At 65.7% G+C, this 15,660-nt stretch carries 15 protein-coding genes; 5 read left to right on the top strand and 10 right to left on the bottom strand.

Going from position 1 to position 15,660, the window contains the following annotated elements:
* From ASE78_RS19490 to ASE78_RS07245, 5 genes are all read right to left on the bottom strand, one after another.
* On the bottom strand, positions 1 to 1,594 hold a 1,594-nt coding region (locus tag ASE78_RS19490), incomplete at its 3' end, for a TonB-dependent receptor (RefSeq protein WP_235514902.1).
* A gap of 295 nt (positions 1,595 to 1,889) precedes the next feature.
* On the bottom strand, positions 1,890 to 2,726 hold the full coding sequence (locus tag ASE78_RS07260) for an alpha/beta hydrolase (protein ID WP_056495002.1): 837 nt from the start codon (positions 2,724 to 2,726) through the stop codon (positions 1,890 to 1,892).
* A gap of 285 nt (positions 2,727 to 3,011) precedes the next feature.
* Entirely contained in the window at positions 3,012 to 3,419 is a 408-nt protein-coding gene (locus ASE78_RS07255) for a response regulator (protein WP_055756145.1), read from the bottom strand.
* A gap of 198 nt (positions 3,420 to 3,617) precedes the next feature.
* Positions 3,618 to 3,797: a hypothetical protein gene (locus tag ASE78_RS07250; protein ID WP_056494999.1), complete on the bottom strand. Its 180-nt coding sequence runs from the start codon at positions 3,795 to 3,797 to the stop codon at positions 3,618 to 3,620.
* Between the two features lie 144 nt (positions 3,798 to 3,941).
* On the bottom strand, positions 3,942 to 4,325 hold the full coding sequence (locus ASE78_RS07245; RefSeq protein WP_200909705.1) for a VOC family protein: 384 nt from the start codon (positions 4,323 to 4,325) through the stop codon (positions 3,942 to 3,944).
* 370 nt (positions 4,326 to 4,695) lie between these two features.
* Between ASE78_RS07245 and ASE78_RS07240 the strand changes: the two genes are divergently transcribed.
* A complete protein-coding gene (locus ASE78_RS07240; protein WP_235514901.1) occupies positions 4,696 to 5,832 on the top strand; it encodes a metallophosphoesterase in 1,137 nt (378 codons plus the stop codon).
* A gap of 18 nt (positions 5,833 to 5,850) precedes the next feature.
* Here ASE78_RS07240 and ASE78_RS07235 read toward each other — a convergent pair whose 3' ends face one another.
* Together ASE78_RS07235 and ASE78_RS07230 are read right to left on the bottom strand one after the other, a co-directional pair.
* Entirely contained in the window at positions 5,851 to 6,648 is a 798-nt protein-coding gene (locus ASE78_RS07235) for a hypothetical protein (RefSeq protein WP_056494996.1), read from the bottom strand.
* A gap of 19 nt (positions 6,649 to 6,667) precedes the next feature.
* Positions 6,668 to 8,098, bottom strand: a complete 1,431-nt coding sequence (locus ASE78_RS07230; protein WP_056494992.1) for an MFS transporter — start codon at positions 8,096 to 8,098, stop codon at positions 6,668 to 6,670.
* 109 nt (positions 8,099 to 8,207) lie between these two features.
* Between ASE78_RS07230 and ASE78_RS07225 the strand changes: the two genes are divergently transcribed.
* Genes ASE78_RS07225 through ASE78_RS07210 form a run of 4 tightly spaced genes read left to right on the top strand, consistent with a single transcriptional unit; the run spans position 8,208 to position 11,707 of the window.
* Positions 8,208 to 9,440, top strand: a complete 1,233-nt coding sequence (locus ASE78_RS07225; protein ID WP_056494989.1) for an MFS transporter — start codon at positions 8,208 to 8,210, stop codon at positions 9,438 to 9,440.
* Positions 9,441 to 9,462: 22 nt separating this feature from the next.
* Entirely contained in the window at positions 9,463 to 10,473 is a 1,011-nt protein-coding gene (locus ASE78_RS07220) for a sugar phosphate isomerase/epimerase family protein (RefSeq protein WP_156351331.1), read from the top strand.
* Positions 10,474 to 10,484: 11 nt separating this feature from the next.
* Positions 10,485 to 10,862, top strand: coding sequence for a C-glycoside deglycosidase beta subunit domain-containing protein (locus ASE78_RS07215; protein WP_056494985.1), 378 nt, complete (start codon positions 10,485 to 10,487; stop codon positions 10,860 to 10,862).
* Complete coding sequence (locus tag ASE78_RS07210) at positions 10,859 to 11,707, top strand: DUF1080 domain-containing protein (RefSeq protein WP_235514900.1); 849 nt, start codon at positions 10,859 to 10,861, stop codon at positions 11,705 to 11,707. Before ASE78_RS07215 ends, ASE78_RS07210 begins: the two co-directional genes overlap by 4 nt.
* A 43-nt stretch (positions 11,708 to 11,750) precedes the next feature.
* On the opposite strand, the gene ASE78_RS07205 is transcribed toward ASE78_RS07210, so the two are convergent.
* From ASE78_RS07205 to ASE78_RS07195, 3 genes are all read right to left on the bottom strand, one after another.
* A complete protein-coding gene (locus ASE78_RS07205; protein WP_200911006.1) occupies positions 11,751 to 13,070 on the bottom strand; it encodes an MFS transporter in 1,320 nt (439 codons plus the stop codon).
* 173 nt (positions 13,071 to 13,243) lie between these two features.
* Positions 13,244 to 14,938, bottom strand: coding sequence for a GMC oxidoreductase (locus ASE78_RS07200; RefSeq protein ID WP_056494976.1), 1,695 nt, complete (start codon positions 14,936 to 14,938; stop codon positions 13,244 to 13,246).
* Positions 14,938 to 15,567 (bottom strand): gluconate 2-dehydrogenase subunit 3 family protein, encoded by a 630-nt coding sequence (locus tag ASE78_RS07195; RefSeq protein ID WP_056494973.1) that lies wholly within the window; start codon positions 15,565 to 15,567, stop codon positions 14,938 to 14,940. The genes ASE78_RS07200 and ASE78_RS07195 overlap by 1 nt, the downstream gene beginning before the upstream one ends.
* Between the last annotated feature and the right edge of the window lie 93 nt (positions 15,568 to 15,660).

The following is a 15,660-nucleotide window of genomic DNA, read 5'->3' as shown; positions in this document are numbered from 1 at the left end:
CCGGCGTGCCGACGCCGCCCCACGTATCGTTCTGCACGAAGCCATAGGCCGAGCGGACCTGGTTGTTGACGTAGGAGAAGCCGAAATCGATCGAATCGAGGAAGCTGCCGTCATGGTCGTAATGACCGTTCAACTGCACCTGATTGATCTCGTCGCGGAAATAGGCGTTGCGGAACGAATTGCCGGTCGCGTTGATGAGCGCCGGGTTCAGCGCGTCGACGCCCGGCTGCATCGTGTAGGACAGGACCGGCAGCTCCTTGGTGAAATCGACCGTCTGCGACGCGACGCCGAAGATCGCCGATCCGACCGAGGTGCTGGTGCCGAAGCGGTTGGTCGGCTTCGATTCCGCGGTCGAATGATGCGCGTCGAGCGTCACGGTGACGCCGCCCGGCGCATCCCAGCGCAGATTGCCGCCGAGCGACTTGTTCTCCGACAGGTTGGCGGTCAGCGACCCGCTGTACGACAGGTCCTTACCCGGCCCGAAGCGTTCGGTATAGAAGACCGGCCCGGCGGCGGGACCGTCGGTCCATTCGGTCGAGGTGTCGCCGAAGTTGAACCAGATGCCGACGCTGCTGTCGCGCGCCTCGATCTTGTTGCGCGAATAGGTGAAGTCGACGGTCGCGGTCAGCGAATCGACCGGGCGATATTGCAGCACGACCTGTCCGTTGATCCGCTCGCGGCGAATATCGGTCAGGTTGTACGCCGCGCTCTGCGGCACTTCGTAGACGTCGGTGGGGCCGGGACGGTTGACCACGTTCGGCCCTTCGGCGCCCAGCGTCCCCCAGTCGTTCTCGGTGCCGAGGAACGCATTGCCGAACCCGACCGAGCCGGTGTTCACGCTGGCGTTGCGCTTCTGGTAGACGCCCGACACGAGGAAGCCGAACTGGTCGTCGCTGCCGAAGGTGGTGCTGAACACACCCGAGACTTCCGGCGTGATCTGATCCTTGCCGTTCTGCGACGTGTCGAGGACACCGCGCGCCGCGACCGATCCGCGCATGCCGGGACGGTCGAGCGGGCGGGGCGTCTTGATGTTGATCGTCGAGCCGATACCACCCGACGGCACGGCGGCGCGCCCGGTCTTGTACACCTCGACCCCGGCGATCCCTTCGGACGCGAGGTTGGCGAAATCGAACGAGCGCGAGGCCGGCGCGCTGGCGCCGTCGCCCAGCGTCGAGGTCGGCAACTGGCGACCGTTCAGCACGACGAGGTTATATTCGGGGCCGAAGCCGCGCACGGTGACGGTCGAGCCTTCGCCGTTCTGACGATCGATCGACACGCCGGTGATCCGCTGGAGCGATTCGGCGAGGTTGGTGTCGGGAAACTTGCCAATATCCTCGGCCGAGATCGCGTCGACGACGCCCTGCGCATTGCGCTTGATGTTCAGCGCGTCGCGAAGGCTGGCGCGGATGCCGGTGACGAGGATTTCATCGCCTTCTCCCTCGGCCGCCGGTGCGTCCTGAACCTCGGACGGTCCCGGCGCACCCAGTGTCGCGGCGGCGTCCTGTGCCCATGCCGGGCTGGCAATGGCGCTCAGTGCGATGGTCGATGCCCCGATCGCAAGACGCGACACGGTGCGGACGGCGGTTCCGCGCATGGTATTCCTCCCCTTGTTATCAGCGCTTATTCTGGCGTGCGCATATTGATAACGTTCACTCAGGCATGTGAACACCGCTGTCAAGATGTTCGGGCATCAATTGTGAACGTTCCCAATATTGCCTGAGCTATAGTAATCAGCTCAGCGGCAGTCCATCATCGCTCGCGTCGAGAGTGCTGCCGGGTATGACGGCGGCGGCGCAGTGGTCCCTCGGCGGAAACGCCGTGACGGGTCCTCACCGCGATGCGACGCCCGAGACCGTTTTCCCGGCGCCACGCATTTCCGATCGACCGGTCTAGAAGCCGAGCTGCCGCAACCACGCCGCGCACAGTTGCGGCCAGAGCGTTACCGGCCCCGACGGGGTATCGAGCGCGAAGCCATGTGGTGCATCGGCAAACACATGCAGCTCGGACACACCGCCATTGTCCTGCACGGCGGCATGCAGACGATGAGCGTTCTCGACGGGAACTACCGGATCGTTGCCGGAATAGACAAGGAACGTGGGCGGCGGGGCAGGGATCAGCATCACATCGGGTTGCAGCGCGTCGTACATCGCCTGTTTCTCGACCGGCGGTAGCGGTGGCTTGTCCGCGATGACGGTCCGCCCCTTCGCATTGGTCGAGATCGGACCATAGCCAACGACCAGCACGTCCGGCCGGCTCGACTCGCCGGGAAAGCGCGACGGCGGCGGCGTCCATCCGTCAGGGTAGGAAGCAGCAAGGCACGCTGCCAGATGCCCGCCGGACGACAGCCCGACAACGCCCAGTCCTTCCGGTGCCCAGCCGCTGCCACGGATCAGGCGCATGGCTTCGATCGCATCGTCCAGCGCAGCGCCCGGGCCATGTTCGGCGTCAGGGAAACGATGGATCAGGACGAACGCCCGGTAGCCAAGACCGGTCAACCATCCGGCGACCTCCACGCCTTCGCGCCCGACCATCAACTGCGTGTAGCCGCCGCCGGCGAGAACCAGCATCGCCTTGCCGTTCGGTTGGCTGGCGTCGTAGCGCAACAGGCAGGCATAGTTCACGCTGGTGACGACGGCGGCGCCTGGTTCGCTCGCCGGATCGCCAAGGTCAAACGCTTCGCCGTCGTTGGCTTCCCGGACTGGAACCGTTTCGTCCGCGTTCAGCATATCAGCTCCTGACAATGGCCCCGCCTCGCAACAAGAACGTCGGGTAGACGACCGGCCGGTCCATGGCCATGCGGCATCATCGAAACCGGGAAGTGCCGTGTGTACTGCCCGCCCTTGTAACCCTGTACCAGAACATGGGTCGGGTCCTGACGGGTTTGCGACTAGGGCCGATCCACATTCATTCGCGCGTCGTTACCCCGGACTCGTTCCAGGGTGACGAAAGAGGGCGGCTGTGTCGGCCGAAACTGACGAAGACTGGCCGGAAATGGCGAATGTCGATCGGCCCTAGATCGCCTTCGCCAGCGGTTCGGGCTTTTTTTCGTCGGGCAGCATTTGCGCCAGATGGTGATGGACGGTGCGCTTGTTGAACGGCTTGGAGATGAAGGTCGCCCGTTCCGGCATGTCGCCGTCCCGGGGCAAGACGTGACCGGATGCGATTACGATCTCGATGTGCGGCCAATGACGGTCGGCATGTTGCGCCAGCTCGAAGCCGTTGGTCGATCCCGGCATGTCGACGTCCGAAAAAAGCAGGACGATGCTTTCCCAATGTTCGGCCAGAACCGCCTTGGCCTGATCGCCGTCCATCGCTTCATGAATTCGGAAACCGGCGTCTTCGAGGATGCCCGATGTATCCATCAGGATCATCGGGTCGTCATCGACGACCAGCGCGAAGGGGATTGTTGAGGTTGGCATGGTGTCTCAACCGGCTGTCTGGCCACAGGTTGCGACAGAACCGACATAAATCAGCAATGCTTTCCGGCGGGATGCCGGCGTATGGCGAAAAATCCCCTGGTTCCCGCCGACTGTGCCGCCCGAATCGGCCGGCGCTGCACCCATCATGGCAGGCAACCCGGGCCGACGGGAGCGGCATGCCTGCCGGGCGGATCGGTGTCATCCCTTGGGCGTGACCCATACCGAAATCGGCGTGACCGCCTTTCCGGGTGCCGGCTTGCCAATGTCGACACGGTCCGCCTTCACCATCTCGCCGGTCTGCAGCGTGAAGGACTCCCACGGCTTCGGCATCCGTCCGAAACTATGCTTCTGGATGGGCTGACCGGTGGTCGAATTCATGATCGTCGTGACTATTGGCATGACCGGCCGATACCGACGCCGATCGATTCCCGTCCACCCCCGCATCGTCGGATTTGCGACGGACCGAGGGGCGGACTCCCCCGCGCATCCAGCCCCGGGACGCGCCAGTGGCGCTGGTCGCCGTCACTTCGGGAAATGAATGCCGCAAAGTTTATTGCCATCGGGATCGCGAACATATGCCAGTTCGATCCTACCCATCGAGGGCGTTTCGCGCGGGCCGGGAGGCGCTTCGATCGACGTGCCGCCATTGGCGACCGCGACGTCGTGGAACTGCTTCACCTGCTCGGGCGAACTGCACTGGAACGCAACGGTGCCACCGTTTGCGGCGGTGGCAGGTTCGTCGTTGATCGGCTGGGTCACGATGAAAACGGTTCCTTCCCGACCGCGGTAGATCAGGCGGGTGTGTCCGCTGCCGGCGATGTTCAGCGTCGCTTCCTGCACCCCGAGGGTGCCGAGCACGGTGTCGTAAAAGCGCTTCGACCGGTCGATGTCATTGGACCCGATCATAGTGTGAAACAGCACGCATATTCTCCTACCCGGCGCGTCGGAACCGAACGCCACCTGCACCCCGACCATAGCGAAAACCATGGGGGGCACACCTGGTTTCATCGGGCCGTTGCCGGACCGGGCAAAGCCCCGCACCCCGGAAAAGTTGCGCCCGGCCAGCCGTGCCGCCAAGAAACCGATATGCGCATCAGCCGCTCCGATCTTGCCGACGCGAACTGTCGCCCGACGCCGCGCGCATGGTCCGGGATAATGCCCTGACCGGCACAGCGTCGTTGCGGCACGGGCGGGGCAGGTGCATTCTGCCCGGCGTACCAATCGGTCCGAAATGTACCGCCTTTCACCAGAGCCACGGCGCGCAAGGCCGGTTGGCTTGACGGGAGCGAACGCGATTTTCCACCTCTTCTTCGCCGTACCATGCCTGTTCGTCCTTGCGCGCTGGCTATGGCCCCTGGCGCTGACGCCGGGCGTGAAGGCCTGCGTGGCTGTCGTGCTGCTGATCGCATCCCAATATCATCTGTGGAGCCGCTTTTCCTCGGGCTCGGTTTTCGCGCCCGAAATGCCGCGGGTGGTGGTGATCCTGTTCAACTGGGCTTTTGGCGCAGTCCTGCTGCTGGCAATGTTCCAGATCGCGCTCGATCTCGGAACGCTGGCGGTAATGGCGGCGCGACGCTCGACGGTGATGGTGCCCGATGGCGTGCGGTACGCGATCGCGACGATCGCCGCCTTGCTGGCGGCGTGGGGTGTCTGGAATGCGATCCGCGTGCCGCCGGTCAAGGATGTCGAGATCGTCGTCCCCGGCCTGTCGAGCGAGTTCGACGGCTATCGTCTGGTCCAGTTGACGGATCTCCACATCAGCCGGCTGTTCCCCGGCGGCTGGACGCGGGCGGTGGTCGACCGGGCCAATGCGGCGGGGGCGGATCTGATCGTCGTCACCGGGGATTTCATCGATGGTTCGGTCGCGATGCGTCGTTCCGACGTCGCGCCGCTGGCCGACCTCCGGGCACCCGACGGCGTCTATGCGATCCCGGGCAATCACGAATATTTCTTCGATTATGGCGACTGGATGCGGCACCTGACGGGGCTGGGCATGCGGATGCTGCCCAACGCGCATACCGTCCTGCGGCGGGGCGACGCGCAACTGGTCCTTGCGGGCGTGACTGACCTTTCCGCGCCAGGCGTCGGTCAGGCCGGACCCGACCTCGATGCCGCGCTGGCCGGATCACCGGCGGGCGTTCCGGTATTGTTGCTCGACCATCAACCCAAGGAAGCACGCCGGGCCGCCGCGCGCGGTGTCGCCGTCCAGCTTTCGGGACATACCCATGGCGGCATGATCCGGGGCCTCGACCGGCTGGTCGCGCCGGCCAACAACGGCTTCGTTTCGGGCCGCTATGCGGTCGGCGGCATGACGCTGTACGTGAACAACGGCACCGCATTGTGGCCGGGCTTCGCGCTTCGGCTCGGCGTGCCGTCCGAACTCACGCGCATCACGTTACGCACGGCACGGTGACGGAAGGCAAATCGCGATTCAATCTTCGGCAAGATGGGATATATATTTTTTGGCAGACGTAAGCGCGATGGATTTCGCACCGCTCCAAATATCCTGCCCCTCGAACGCGCCGAACATTCGATCGAAGCCATAGCGATCGATCTGTCTTGCCATGGCTGCGACGACCGAAGCCGGAAGCGGCAGCATGTTGGGATAGCTCCACATGAACGACAGCCTGTCGGCGCCGGGCGCTATCTGAAGAATGTCGCCGACGAACAAACTACCGTTATCTTTTTCCCAGTGCAGCACCGCACCGCCCGGGAAATGGCCGCCTAGGCGGATCAGCCGGATGGCCGGCATCATGTCGAAGCTGTCGCCTTCCCAGAACCGAACCGCGCCATGGTTTCGCATCAGCCATCGCCGGTCGTCGGCATGGACAAAAATGGGCGCGCTAAAGGCGTCGGACCAGTCCTGCATGGTCGTGTAATAATGCGGATGCGACAGGGCGATCGCACGGATGCCGCCCAGCGCTTCGACAAGGGTGCGGGTCGCCGCATCGAGGTTGGCAATGCAATCCCACAGGATGTTGCCGGCGGGTGTCATGATGAGGAACGCGCGCTGCCCGATCGCGAAGCGCGGCGTCGTCACGATGCTGAAGAGGTCTGGCGCGTGCTGACGCCAACTGTTCAGATGGCGGGCGGCGATTGCCTCGCGGGTGGTCCAGCGTTGTCCGGTCGGCGGCACATATTGCCGTTCGTCGTTGCAGATCGCGCAGCCACCGGGCGGGATCGCGCCCGAGGCATAGGAGGTCCCGCAGGTCGCGCAGACATGGATCATGGCCGATGCTCCGGTCACGCTACCCGTGACGTTGGTCGAAAAGCCGGTCCGGCAAGAAGTTCAGCAACCATGCCAGTCCGACCAGATCGATTGCAACGATCCCGCTCGCTGCCAGAAACGCGGTCGGAACCCCTTGCCCGGATCGATCGGCGATCATCGCGAAGTAGATCGTGGCCACCAGCGCGGTGCCGAGCGCGCCACCGATCTGCTGTACGGTCTTGAGCGTGGCACCGGCGACGCCGGCATGGTTGCGATCGACTCCGGCAAGCGTGATCGGGCCGAGCGGCCCGCTGAGCGTACCCATGCCGATGCCGGCGACCAGCAGCGCCGCACCGATCAAGCCCGGCGGCAGCACCAGCCAGATCGCGATCGCGGTCGCCAGACAGCCGGCGGCCATCACGAGCGCCCCGATCATCGGCACGCGCTTGCCGTGGCGGGGCAGCGCCTTGCGTCCGATCTGGCTGATGCCGGCCATCACGCCCAGACCGAAGGGAACGTGAAGCAGCGCGACGTCGATCGGCGCATAGCCCAGACCGCGTTGCAGCGTCAGGCTGAGGGTCAGCAGGAAGCCGGCGGATGCCATGGCGAAGGCCGCGGTCGTCGACAGGCCGATGCAAAACCGGGGTTCGGCGAAAAGCGACGGTTCGATCAACGCCGAACCGATCGTCGCCCGTCGCCGTCGCTCATAGCGCCAGAACGCCCACCACAGCCCGCCACTGGCAACGCCCAGCGCGATGGTCCACCACGGCCATCCGGCAGCACGCCCTTCGATCAGCGGTAGCAGCGCCGTTCCGAGTGCGCCGAACAGCAGCAGCGATCCCGGCACGTCGGGGCGCAGCGCATGGCCCGACCGCCCTGAAGGCAGCAGCGTCAGACCGGCGACCAGCGCCAGCATTCCGAACGGCAGGTTGATGAGGAACACGCTGCGCCACCCGAGCCCAAGCGGACTCCATTCGATCAGCAACCCGCCGAGGATCGGACCGCCGATCGCCGCCAACCCGCCGATGACGCCGAATGCCGCCAGCCGGCCGATGCGTTCGGTGGGCGTGTAGAGCAACTGGATCAACGCCACCCCCTGCGGGGCCATGATCGCCGCCGCCGCGCCCTGCGCCAACCGCGCGGCGGACAGGGTGCCGCCGTCCGGCGCCATGCCGCAGGCAAGCGACGCCAGCGTGAAGCCGACCACCCCGATCACGAACATCCGCGCATAGCCGAACAGATCGCCCAGCCGCCCGCCAACGACCAGCAGCACCGCGAACGTCAGGAAATAGCCCGACACCACCCACTGCATCACCCGGTCGGACACCGCCAGCCCGGACTGGATCGCGGGCAGCGCGGTGTTGACGATCGTCGAATCGACCACGTCCATCACGAACGCCACCAGGATCGTGGCGAACGCGAAGCTGCGTTGCCGGTCGCTCAACCCGTCCGAAACCGCCGTGATGGTCACCTGATCGATCCTTGCTTGACAGGGTTGCAGGTCATGGCGATACCACGTATCAGAATGCAAGTTCTAATTGAGCCGGATCACCGGTCGTGGATTGCGGGAGAGGGATCGGATGAACACCGACACACAGGATACGAGCGCGCGTCGCCCCGGTATCGGGCAGGGGCTGACCGTCATCATCGCGGGGTTCCTGCCGATCCTTGCCATCGTGTCGCTGTTCCCGGCGGTGCCGTCGATCATCGACCATTTCTCGACCGAGCCGACCGCCGCATGGAAAGTGCCCGCGATGGTGTCGGCTCCGGGGCTGACCATCGCGATCTTCGCGCTGTTCGCCGGAATTCTCGTCGACCGCTTCGGGCGGCGCAAGCTGTTGCTGGGGGCGACGCTCCTGTTCGGCGTGTTCGGGGCGGCGCCGTTCTTTCTGGATGACCTGAACGCGATCTATGCCTCGCGGCTGCTGCTGGGTGTCGCCGAGGCGGCGATCCTGACGACGATGAACACGCTGATCGGCGATTATTGGGACGAAAAGGGTCGCCGCAACTGGCTGACGCTCCAGGGGCTGGCCGGGCCGTTCCTCGCCAGCGGGGTGATCCTCGCCAGCGGCTTCCTGACCGGGCTGCGCTGGAACGGCATCTTCCTGATCTACCTGATCGCGTTCCCGACGTTCCTCGCCGCTGCGAAATTCCTGTACGAGCCGAGCAGCGACGCGACCGCGCGCAAGATGCTCGGCATCGGGGCCGAACCGGCGCGCAGCCCGTTTCCCGCCGCGTCGGTTGCGGCGATCGGCGCGGTAACGCTGTTCGCCTCCGCGCTCTATTACGTCTTCATCATCAACGGCGGCATGGCGTTCCGCGAGGTCGGCATCCAGTCGTCGCAGGACCTCGGCAAGCTGACCTTCATCCCCAGCCTGTTCGTCATGGTCGGATCGGCGATCTTCTGGGCGACCGGCCGGGCGCGGCCGGTGGTGCAGCTCGGCATCTTCCTCGCGCTGATCGGTGGCGGGCTGGCGACGATCGGGCTGGCCCCCGACTGGCGCTGGATGGTCGCCGGGCTGGTCGTGCAGCAGACCGGGGCGGGCATGGCGGTGCCGACGCTGATCGCGTGGGCGCAGACCAGGCTGCCGTTCGAGCATCGCGGACGCGGCATGGGTGTGTGGACCGCCTGCTTCTTCTTCGGGCAATTCTCCAGCCCGTTCCTGGTTTCGATGTTCCGCGTCCAGACGGGCGCGATGCAGGGCGCGTTCCTCATCATGGGCGTGGCCGGGATCGTCGGCGCTGTCGTCGCGGTCCTTATCGCGGCGAAGCGGCGCGACGGCGGGTCCCCCGCCGCCGCCGCGGTCGCCTGATCCTTCCTCACCGTTCGGGACCATCATCATGACGATCAAGCGGGGCGTCAGCCTCTACAGCTATCAGAACGAAACCTTCCTCGGCACGATGACGCTGGAGGACTGCATCCGCACCAGCGTCGAGCTGGGCGCGCCAGGGATCGAGATCATCGGCGAGCAGACCTTCTGGGGCTGGCCCGAAGTGGGCGTGGCCGACGAGAAGATCGCCGAGTGGCACCAGTTGATCGCAAAATATGACGCGGTGCCGGTCGCTCATGATTTCATGCTCGACTACAAGCGGTACAAGGGCCGCGACATGCCGTTCGACGAGCAGGTCGCCAGCGTGAGGAAGGACATCGACTTCGGCGCGCGGCTGGGCATGAAGTACGTCCGCGCGCTCGTGTCGATCGCGCCCGAAGTGCTGGTCGCCGCTGCGCCTCATGCCGAGGAAAAGGGGATCAAGATCCTGATCGAAGTGCATGCGCCGCTGCATTTCGACCATCCGTGGATCATCCGCCACGCCGAAGCCTTCGAGAAATCGGGCAGCGACGCACTGGGCTTCCTGCCCGACATGGGCATGTTCCTGTTCCGGTTCCCGCCGGTGTGGAAGGAACGCTTCATCCGCAACGGCGTGCCGCATCACATCGCCGACTATATCACCAAGGCGTATGAGGACCGCGTGCTCAGCGAGTACGTCATCCTCAACGTGCGCGAGATGGGCGGCACGGGCCCCGCGATCGGCATGGCCGAGACGCTGCGCCACAATGCGGCGTTCGAGCCGAAGCGGATGCTCGATTACATGCACCGCATCCACCACATCCACGGCAAATTCTATCAGATGGACGCCGACTTGGTCGAACCCGGCATTCCCTATGACAAGATCGTCGCGGTGCTCAAGCAGGGCGGGTACGACGGCTATATCTGTTCGGAATATGAGGGGAACCGCTGGATCGAGGACGCGCACACCGTCGATTCGGTCGAACAGGTCCGCCGCCATCAGGAAATGCTGAAAGCCCTGATCGACGGCCCCGCCACCACCGCTCTGGCTGCCTGAAGGGAACCGACATGTTCGACAACAAGATGATCGTGGACGACAGCCTCAAGACGACCGGGGACGGTTTCAGTATCGAGGCACGGCTGCCCTATTATCGGGGGCTGGGGCTTTCGATGATCGAGAATGTAGCGGTGACCATCGACGGCGATGCCGTGCCGCGCGAGGACGTGACGCTCACGCTGCGCGGCCGCACCTGGACGCTCGACGAGCTGGAGAGCGAATATGGCGATCGCTGGAATTTCGGTGAAAAGGCGGTGATCGGCGTCAGGCGCGCCGGCGGACTGGCGCCGGGCGAACATCGCATCGAACTGGCAGAGACGATGCGGATCTCATACCTGCCGTTCGTGCCGACGACGAAGGATGCGAAGCTGCTTCGGTTGTCGGCATGATGGCCCCGCCTCGCATCGATCGCCGTTCGATGCTGGCGGGTGCCGCCGGCACGGCCTTGCTCGGCATGTCCGGGATGACCGTCGCGGCGGGTCCGCGAACCGTGGCCGGCTGGCGGCCGCTGTTCGATGGAAATGGTCTGGACGGCTGGACGTTCTATCAGGACGGCATCGGGGCCCGCGATACGCTGGGCGTCGTCGCCGTCGATGACGGTGTCGTGCATTTCCACGGCCGCGACTATCGCGGACCGGAGAAGGCCGCGTTCGGCCACATCGCGACGGTCGACCGCTGGTCCAACTATCATCTGCGTCTCGACTATCGATGGGGCACCGCGCGGTTCGCGCCGCGTGCCCTGCAACGCCGCAACAGCGGCATCCTGTATCATCTCGGCCCCGAACGCGACCGGCTGTTCCCCGACGGCGTCGAGTTCCAGGTCGAGGAGGGCGATGTCGGCGACGCCATCATGATTAACAGCCGGGCCCTGGCCGGACCGGTGCTGGGCGGAACGCCGCTGTGGCCGACCTATTTCCCCGGGCTGCCGACGACCTATGAGCCGCCGGTCGTGGCGGGCGGCATCGCCCGCCAGTGGTTCCGCCATGCCGGGTCCTATGAAACGCTGGATGGCTGGAATACGCTCGACCTCTACGCTTTTGGCGATCAGGCCGCGCATCTGGTCAACGGGCGCATCGTCATGACCCTGTTCGCCATGCGCGACCGGGGCAACGCGCCGCTGACCGGCGGCCGTATCGCGCTCGAATTCGAAGCCGCGGAAATCATGTATCGGAACGTGATGATCCGGCCGCTTTCGCCGGAGGATGTCGACCGTCTGAAGGCGGGCGGCGCCTGATCGATCGACCTGCCCCCCCGATCGCCGATCGGGGGGCGGACCGTTACCGGGTCGCGCGACGGATCGCCGGATAGCGCGCGATCACCGCCATCTGCGCGATCATGCACAGGATGATCGGCGCGTAATAGAGCCAGCGCAGCCCCGACACGACCTGCGCGCCACCCTTGCCCGGCACATAGCCGATGCTGGCCAGCCCGAACGCGATCAGCGCGCCGCCCAGTGCCATGCCGATCTTGGTCGACAGGCTGATGCCCGACGACAAGAGTCCTTCGTTGCGGGTCCCGGTCAATTGTTCGTGATATTCGATCGCCTCGGCCGCCATCGCGAAGATCGCGGTCATCGTGATGCTGAGCAGCACCGATCCGATCAGATAGAGCGTCAGGAACGCGGCGGTCGACCCCTCCGTCAACGGCAGCAGCGCGAACAGGGGCAGCGCGGCGAGGAGCGCGATCAGGTTGCCGCGACGCATGCCCATTCGCTTCAGATAGGGCGGGGCGATGATCGATCCGATCAGCAGCGTTCCCGACACGGCGGGCAGCAGGATCGAGATCATCCATGGCTTACCCAGCACGTTGATCGCGAAGAACGGCGTGACCGCCAGCACCGCGCCGAACCGGACGAAATTGAGCAGCGCGAACAGGAACACCGTGTGCCACGCCCGGTTGGCGATCATCGCGCGCACCTGGGGCAACACCGCCTGGCGATGCGGCTGGTCGGGCGCATGGACCTGTTCGGGGCAGCGCAGCAGGTTGAGCGTGGTGAGCGTGGTGAGCAGGCCGAAGAGCGTGCCGACGATAAGAAACCCCCGTGCCTGATCGCCGCCGCCCAGCGCCCCGACCAGCGGCATCGTCGCGGCGGTGGCGACGATCACCGAGATCGCGGTGCCCGCCGCGCGCAGGCTGCCGAGCGTCAGCCGCTCGTTCGACCGGTTGGTCATCATCGGCAGCAGCGCGCCATAGGGGATGTTGACGACCGAAAAGAGGATGCCGAGCGCACCGAAGGTCAGGACCGCCCACAACAACCGGATGATTTCGCTGCCGGGAGGTATCCAGAAGGTGGCGGCGCACAACAGTCCGAAGGGGACCGCGCCCCATTTGAACCACGGCCGCGCCCGCCCGCTGCGCCCGCGCGTCCGGTCGACCGCGATGCCGATGACCGGATCGATCGCGGCGTCGGCCAGCCGCGAGACGAGCAGCAGCGTGCCGACTGCGGCGGCGGGGAGCAACGCGACATCGGTGTAGAAGAACAGCAGGAACGCCCCCACCATGTTCCACGACAATCCGAAGCCGAAGTCGCCAATGCCATAGGCGAGCTTCGCCGACGCGGGAAGCGGCGGCGACGCGAGCGGGAGGTCGTCCCGCACCCCTTCCGGCATGTCAGCTACCCCGCGCGATGCGGGTGGCGGCGGGGGCGGGGGCGGGCGGCGCGCCCACGACGAACGGCCATGAAATACAGGCGGCAAGAGACATGGTTCCACTCCGGGCGGCACCGCACCCGGGCGGTGCCTGGCGGGATGTGCCCGCTAGCAAACTGGGATCAGAGCGAGCCTTCCTTCAGCATCGACACCGCCGTGGCGGCGGCACGCGCGGTCAGCGCCATATAGGTCAGCGACGGGTTCTGGCAGGCCGACGATGCCATCTGCGCGCCATCGGTGACGAACAGGTTGGCGACGTCGTGCGACTGGCTCCACTTGTTCAGCACGCTGGTCCGGGGATCATGGCCCATCCGCGCGCCGCCCATTTCGTGGATCGCCGATCCACCGGGGCTGGGCTGGTCTAGCCCCATGATGACATGGCCCCCGGCGGCGGTCAGCATCGCGGCGGCCTCCGCCTTTGCCTCCGCCAGCGCGGCGCGTTCCTCCTTGCCGTGTTCGAACGCGATACGCAGCGCGGCCAGCCCGGCTGAATCCTTTACAGTCGGATCGAGCGTGATGCGGTTGGTCGCGCGGGGCATCGAATCGGCGAAGGCGACCAGCACCATCCGCCATGGGCCCGGTTCGCGCAGCCCGTCCTTATAGTCCGCACCGATCCCCGCATCGCGCTTGCCGCGCGTCCATGCCGCGCGGAAGGCGCCCCCCTGATAGGAGAAGCCGCGCGTGTGGCCCTTGCCGTCGATCGTGTCGAGGTTGCGGAAGCGCGGAATGACCACCCCGGTCGGGCGGTTGCCGAAATAGGTATGTTCCTCGAACCCCGGCATGATCGCGATCCCTGCGACCGTCTGCGCATGGTCCATGATATGCGTGCCCAATATCCCGCTGGAATTGGCGAGGCCGGTCGGGTTCGCCCCGGTCGCCGAACGCAGCAGTACGCCGACGCTGTTGAACGATCCGGCGTTCAGGAACACGATCCGCGCGGTGGCGCGCTTGTGCGTGTTCCCCTTGGTATCGAGGAAGCGGACACCGGTCGCGCGCCCGGTCACCGGGTCGTGCTCGATCGCCTCGACCACCGCATCGGTCATCAGCGTCAGGTTGCCGGTCTTCCGTGCGGCGGGCAGCGTCGAACTCTGGGTCGAGAAATAGGCGCCGTAGGAACAGCCACGCGCGCAGATCGAGCGATACTGGCACGCCGCGCGCCCCTCGTCGGGCTTGGCGACGGTCAGGTTGGCGTTGCGCCCGATGGTCAGCCGCCGTCCGGCCCAGCGTTCGCCGATCACCGTGCGGACGTGTTGCTCGACGGGGTTGAGCGCCATCGGCGGCAAGAAGCGCCCGTCGGGCAACTGCGGCAACCCTTCGGCCATGCCCGCCACGCCGACGAACTCCTCGACCTTGTCATACCATGGCGCGATGTCGGCGTAGCGGATCGGCCAGTCGGTGCCGTGTCCGTCGCGGCGGTTGGCATCGAAGTCGTAATCCGACCAGCGATAGCATTGCCGCCCCCACGACAGCGACCGCCCGCCTAGGTTGTGGCTGCGCCACCAGTTGAACTCGGTCGCGCCCTCGGTGGTGTACGGGTTCTCGCGGTCGTTCACGAAGCGGTCCTGCGTGAATTCGGTGAAGTGGCGGTTCTTGCGCTGCACTGCATAATCGGTTTCGAACAGCGCGGCATCGCCCAGCCCGCGAAAGTCGAGATCCCACGGCGCCTTGGTTTCGTTGGTATAGCCGGTGCCGTGTTCGATCATCGGCCCGCGTTCGAGCATCAGGACCTTCAGCCCCGCCTCGGTCAGTTCCTTGGCGGCCCAGCCGCCAGTGATGCCCGATCCGATCACGATCGCATCGAAGGTTGCATCGGCCATCAACTGAACTCCACCGCGGTCCAGTCGCTCGACCATGCGCGACTGCCGGGAACAAAGGGTAGATCGGGGTCGAACCTGCCGGGGACCAGCTCATATTGCAGCTCGCGCGATGCGCCGGCCTCGGAGGTGTAATAGGCGGTGAGTATCAGCGCCTTGAGCTTCTTCCACGGTGATTCGGGAGCGGCGCGATCGGTTTCGGCGAACGCCGCGCGGTCGATCGCCTCGACCGCCGCCATGCGCCGCACAGGGCCTTCGCGCAGGAAGTCGCCGCGGGCATTCGCGTCGAGCTGCCATTCCAGCCAGTCGAGATAGTCAAGCGTGCCGTCGCGGCGCAAATGACGGGTGACGGTCACGGGCAATGCCGCGCCGGCCGCAGGGGCGCGGGTGCCGTCGAGGCCGTGCGCGAGCGCGAGGATCACGAAATCCTGCGCGCCGACATCCCCGGCACCGGGGGTCGTGGTGCGCGGGATCACCGCCTGTGCGGCCTCGCGCAACATGGTGCGTTGGCGATCGCTGGCCGTTTCGTCGGTATCGGTCATCCGCACCACGGCGACGGGCAACCCCACCACCAGCGCGAACAATGCGGCACCGCCCAGCGTGTCGCGCCGGGTCCAGCCTGTATCGGCCATGACGCTCCTCATCCTCATCCCTGCCGTCATCGCGGCTTATTAGAACGAATGTTCTGATATAGCCTGACCGAGCCCACGGCAAGGGGAAAGAAA

Origin of the sequence: Sphingomonas sp. Leaf25, assembly GCF_001421635.1 — a bacterium.
In the GTDB taxonomy this organism is placed as follows: domain Bacteria; phylum Pseudomonadota; class Alphaproteobacteria; order Sphingomonadales; family Sphingomonadaceae; genus Sphingomonas.
The sequence above is the reverse complement of the archived record's forward strand: the minus strand, read 5'-3'. Positions and strand labels throughout refer to the sequence as shown.

Coding starts and splice junctions, on each gene's coding strand:
- ASE78_RS07260 (WP_056495002.1), bottom strand. CDS start 2,726: ATGCTGAACGCGGACGAAACGGTTCCAGTCCGGGAAGCCAACGACGGC.
- ASE78_RS07255 (WP_055756145.1), bottom strand. CDS start 3,419: ATGCCAACCTCAACAATCCCCTTCGCGCTGGTCGTCGATGACGACCCG.
- ASE78_RS07250 (WP_056494999.1), bottom strand. CDS start 3,797: ATGAATTCGACCACCGGTCAGCCCATCCAGAAGCATAGTTTCGGACGG.
- ASE78_RS07245 (WP_200909705.1), bottom strand. CDS start 4,325: ATGATCGGGTCCAATGACATCGACCGGTCGAAGCGCTTTTACGACACC.
- ASE78_RS07235 (WP_056494996.1), bottom strand. CDS start 6,648: ATGATCCATGTCTGCGCGACCTGCGGGACCTCCTATGCCTCGGGCGCG.
- ASE78_RS07225 (WP_056494989.1), top strand. CDS start 8,208: ATGAACACCGACACACAGGATACGAGCGCGCGTCGCCCCGGTATCGGG.
- ASE78_RS07215 (WP_056494985.1), top strand. CDS start 10,485: ATGTTCGACAACAAGATGATCGTGGACGACAGCCTCAAGACGACCGGG.
- ASE78_RS07210 (WP_235514900.1), top strand. CDS start 10,859: ATGATGGCCCCGCCTCGCATCGATCGCCGTTCGATGCTGGCGGGTGCC.
- ASE78_RS07200 (WP_056494976.1), bottom strand. CDS start 14,938: ATGGCCGATGCAACCTTCGATGCGATCGTGATCGGATCGGGCATCACT.
- ASE78_RS07195 (WP_056494973.1), bottom strand. CDS start 15,567: ATGGCCGATACAGGCTGGACCCGGCGCGACACGCTGGGCGGTGCCGCA.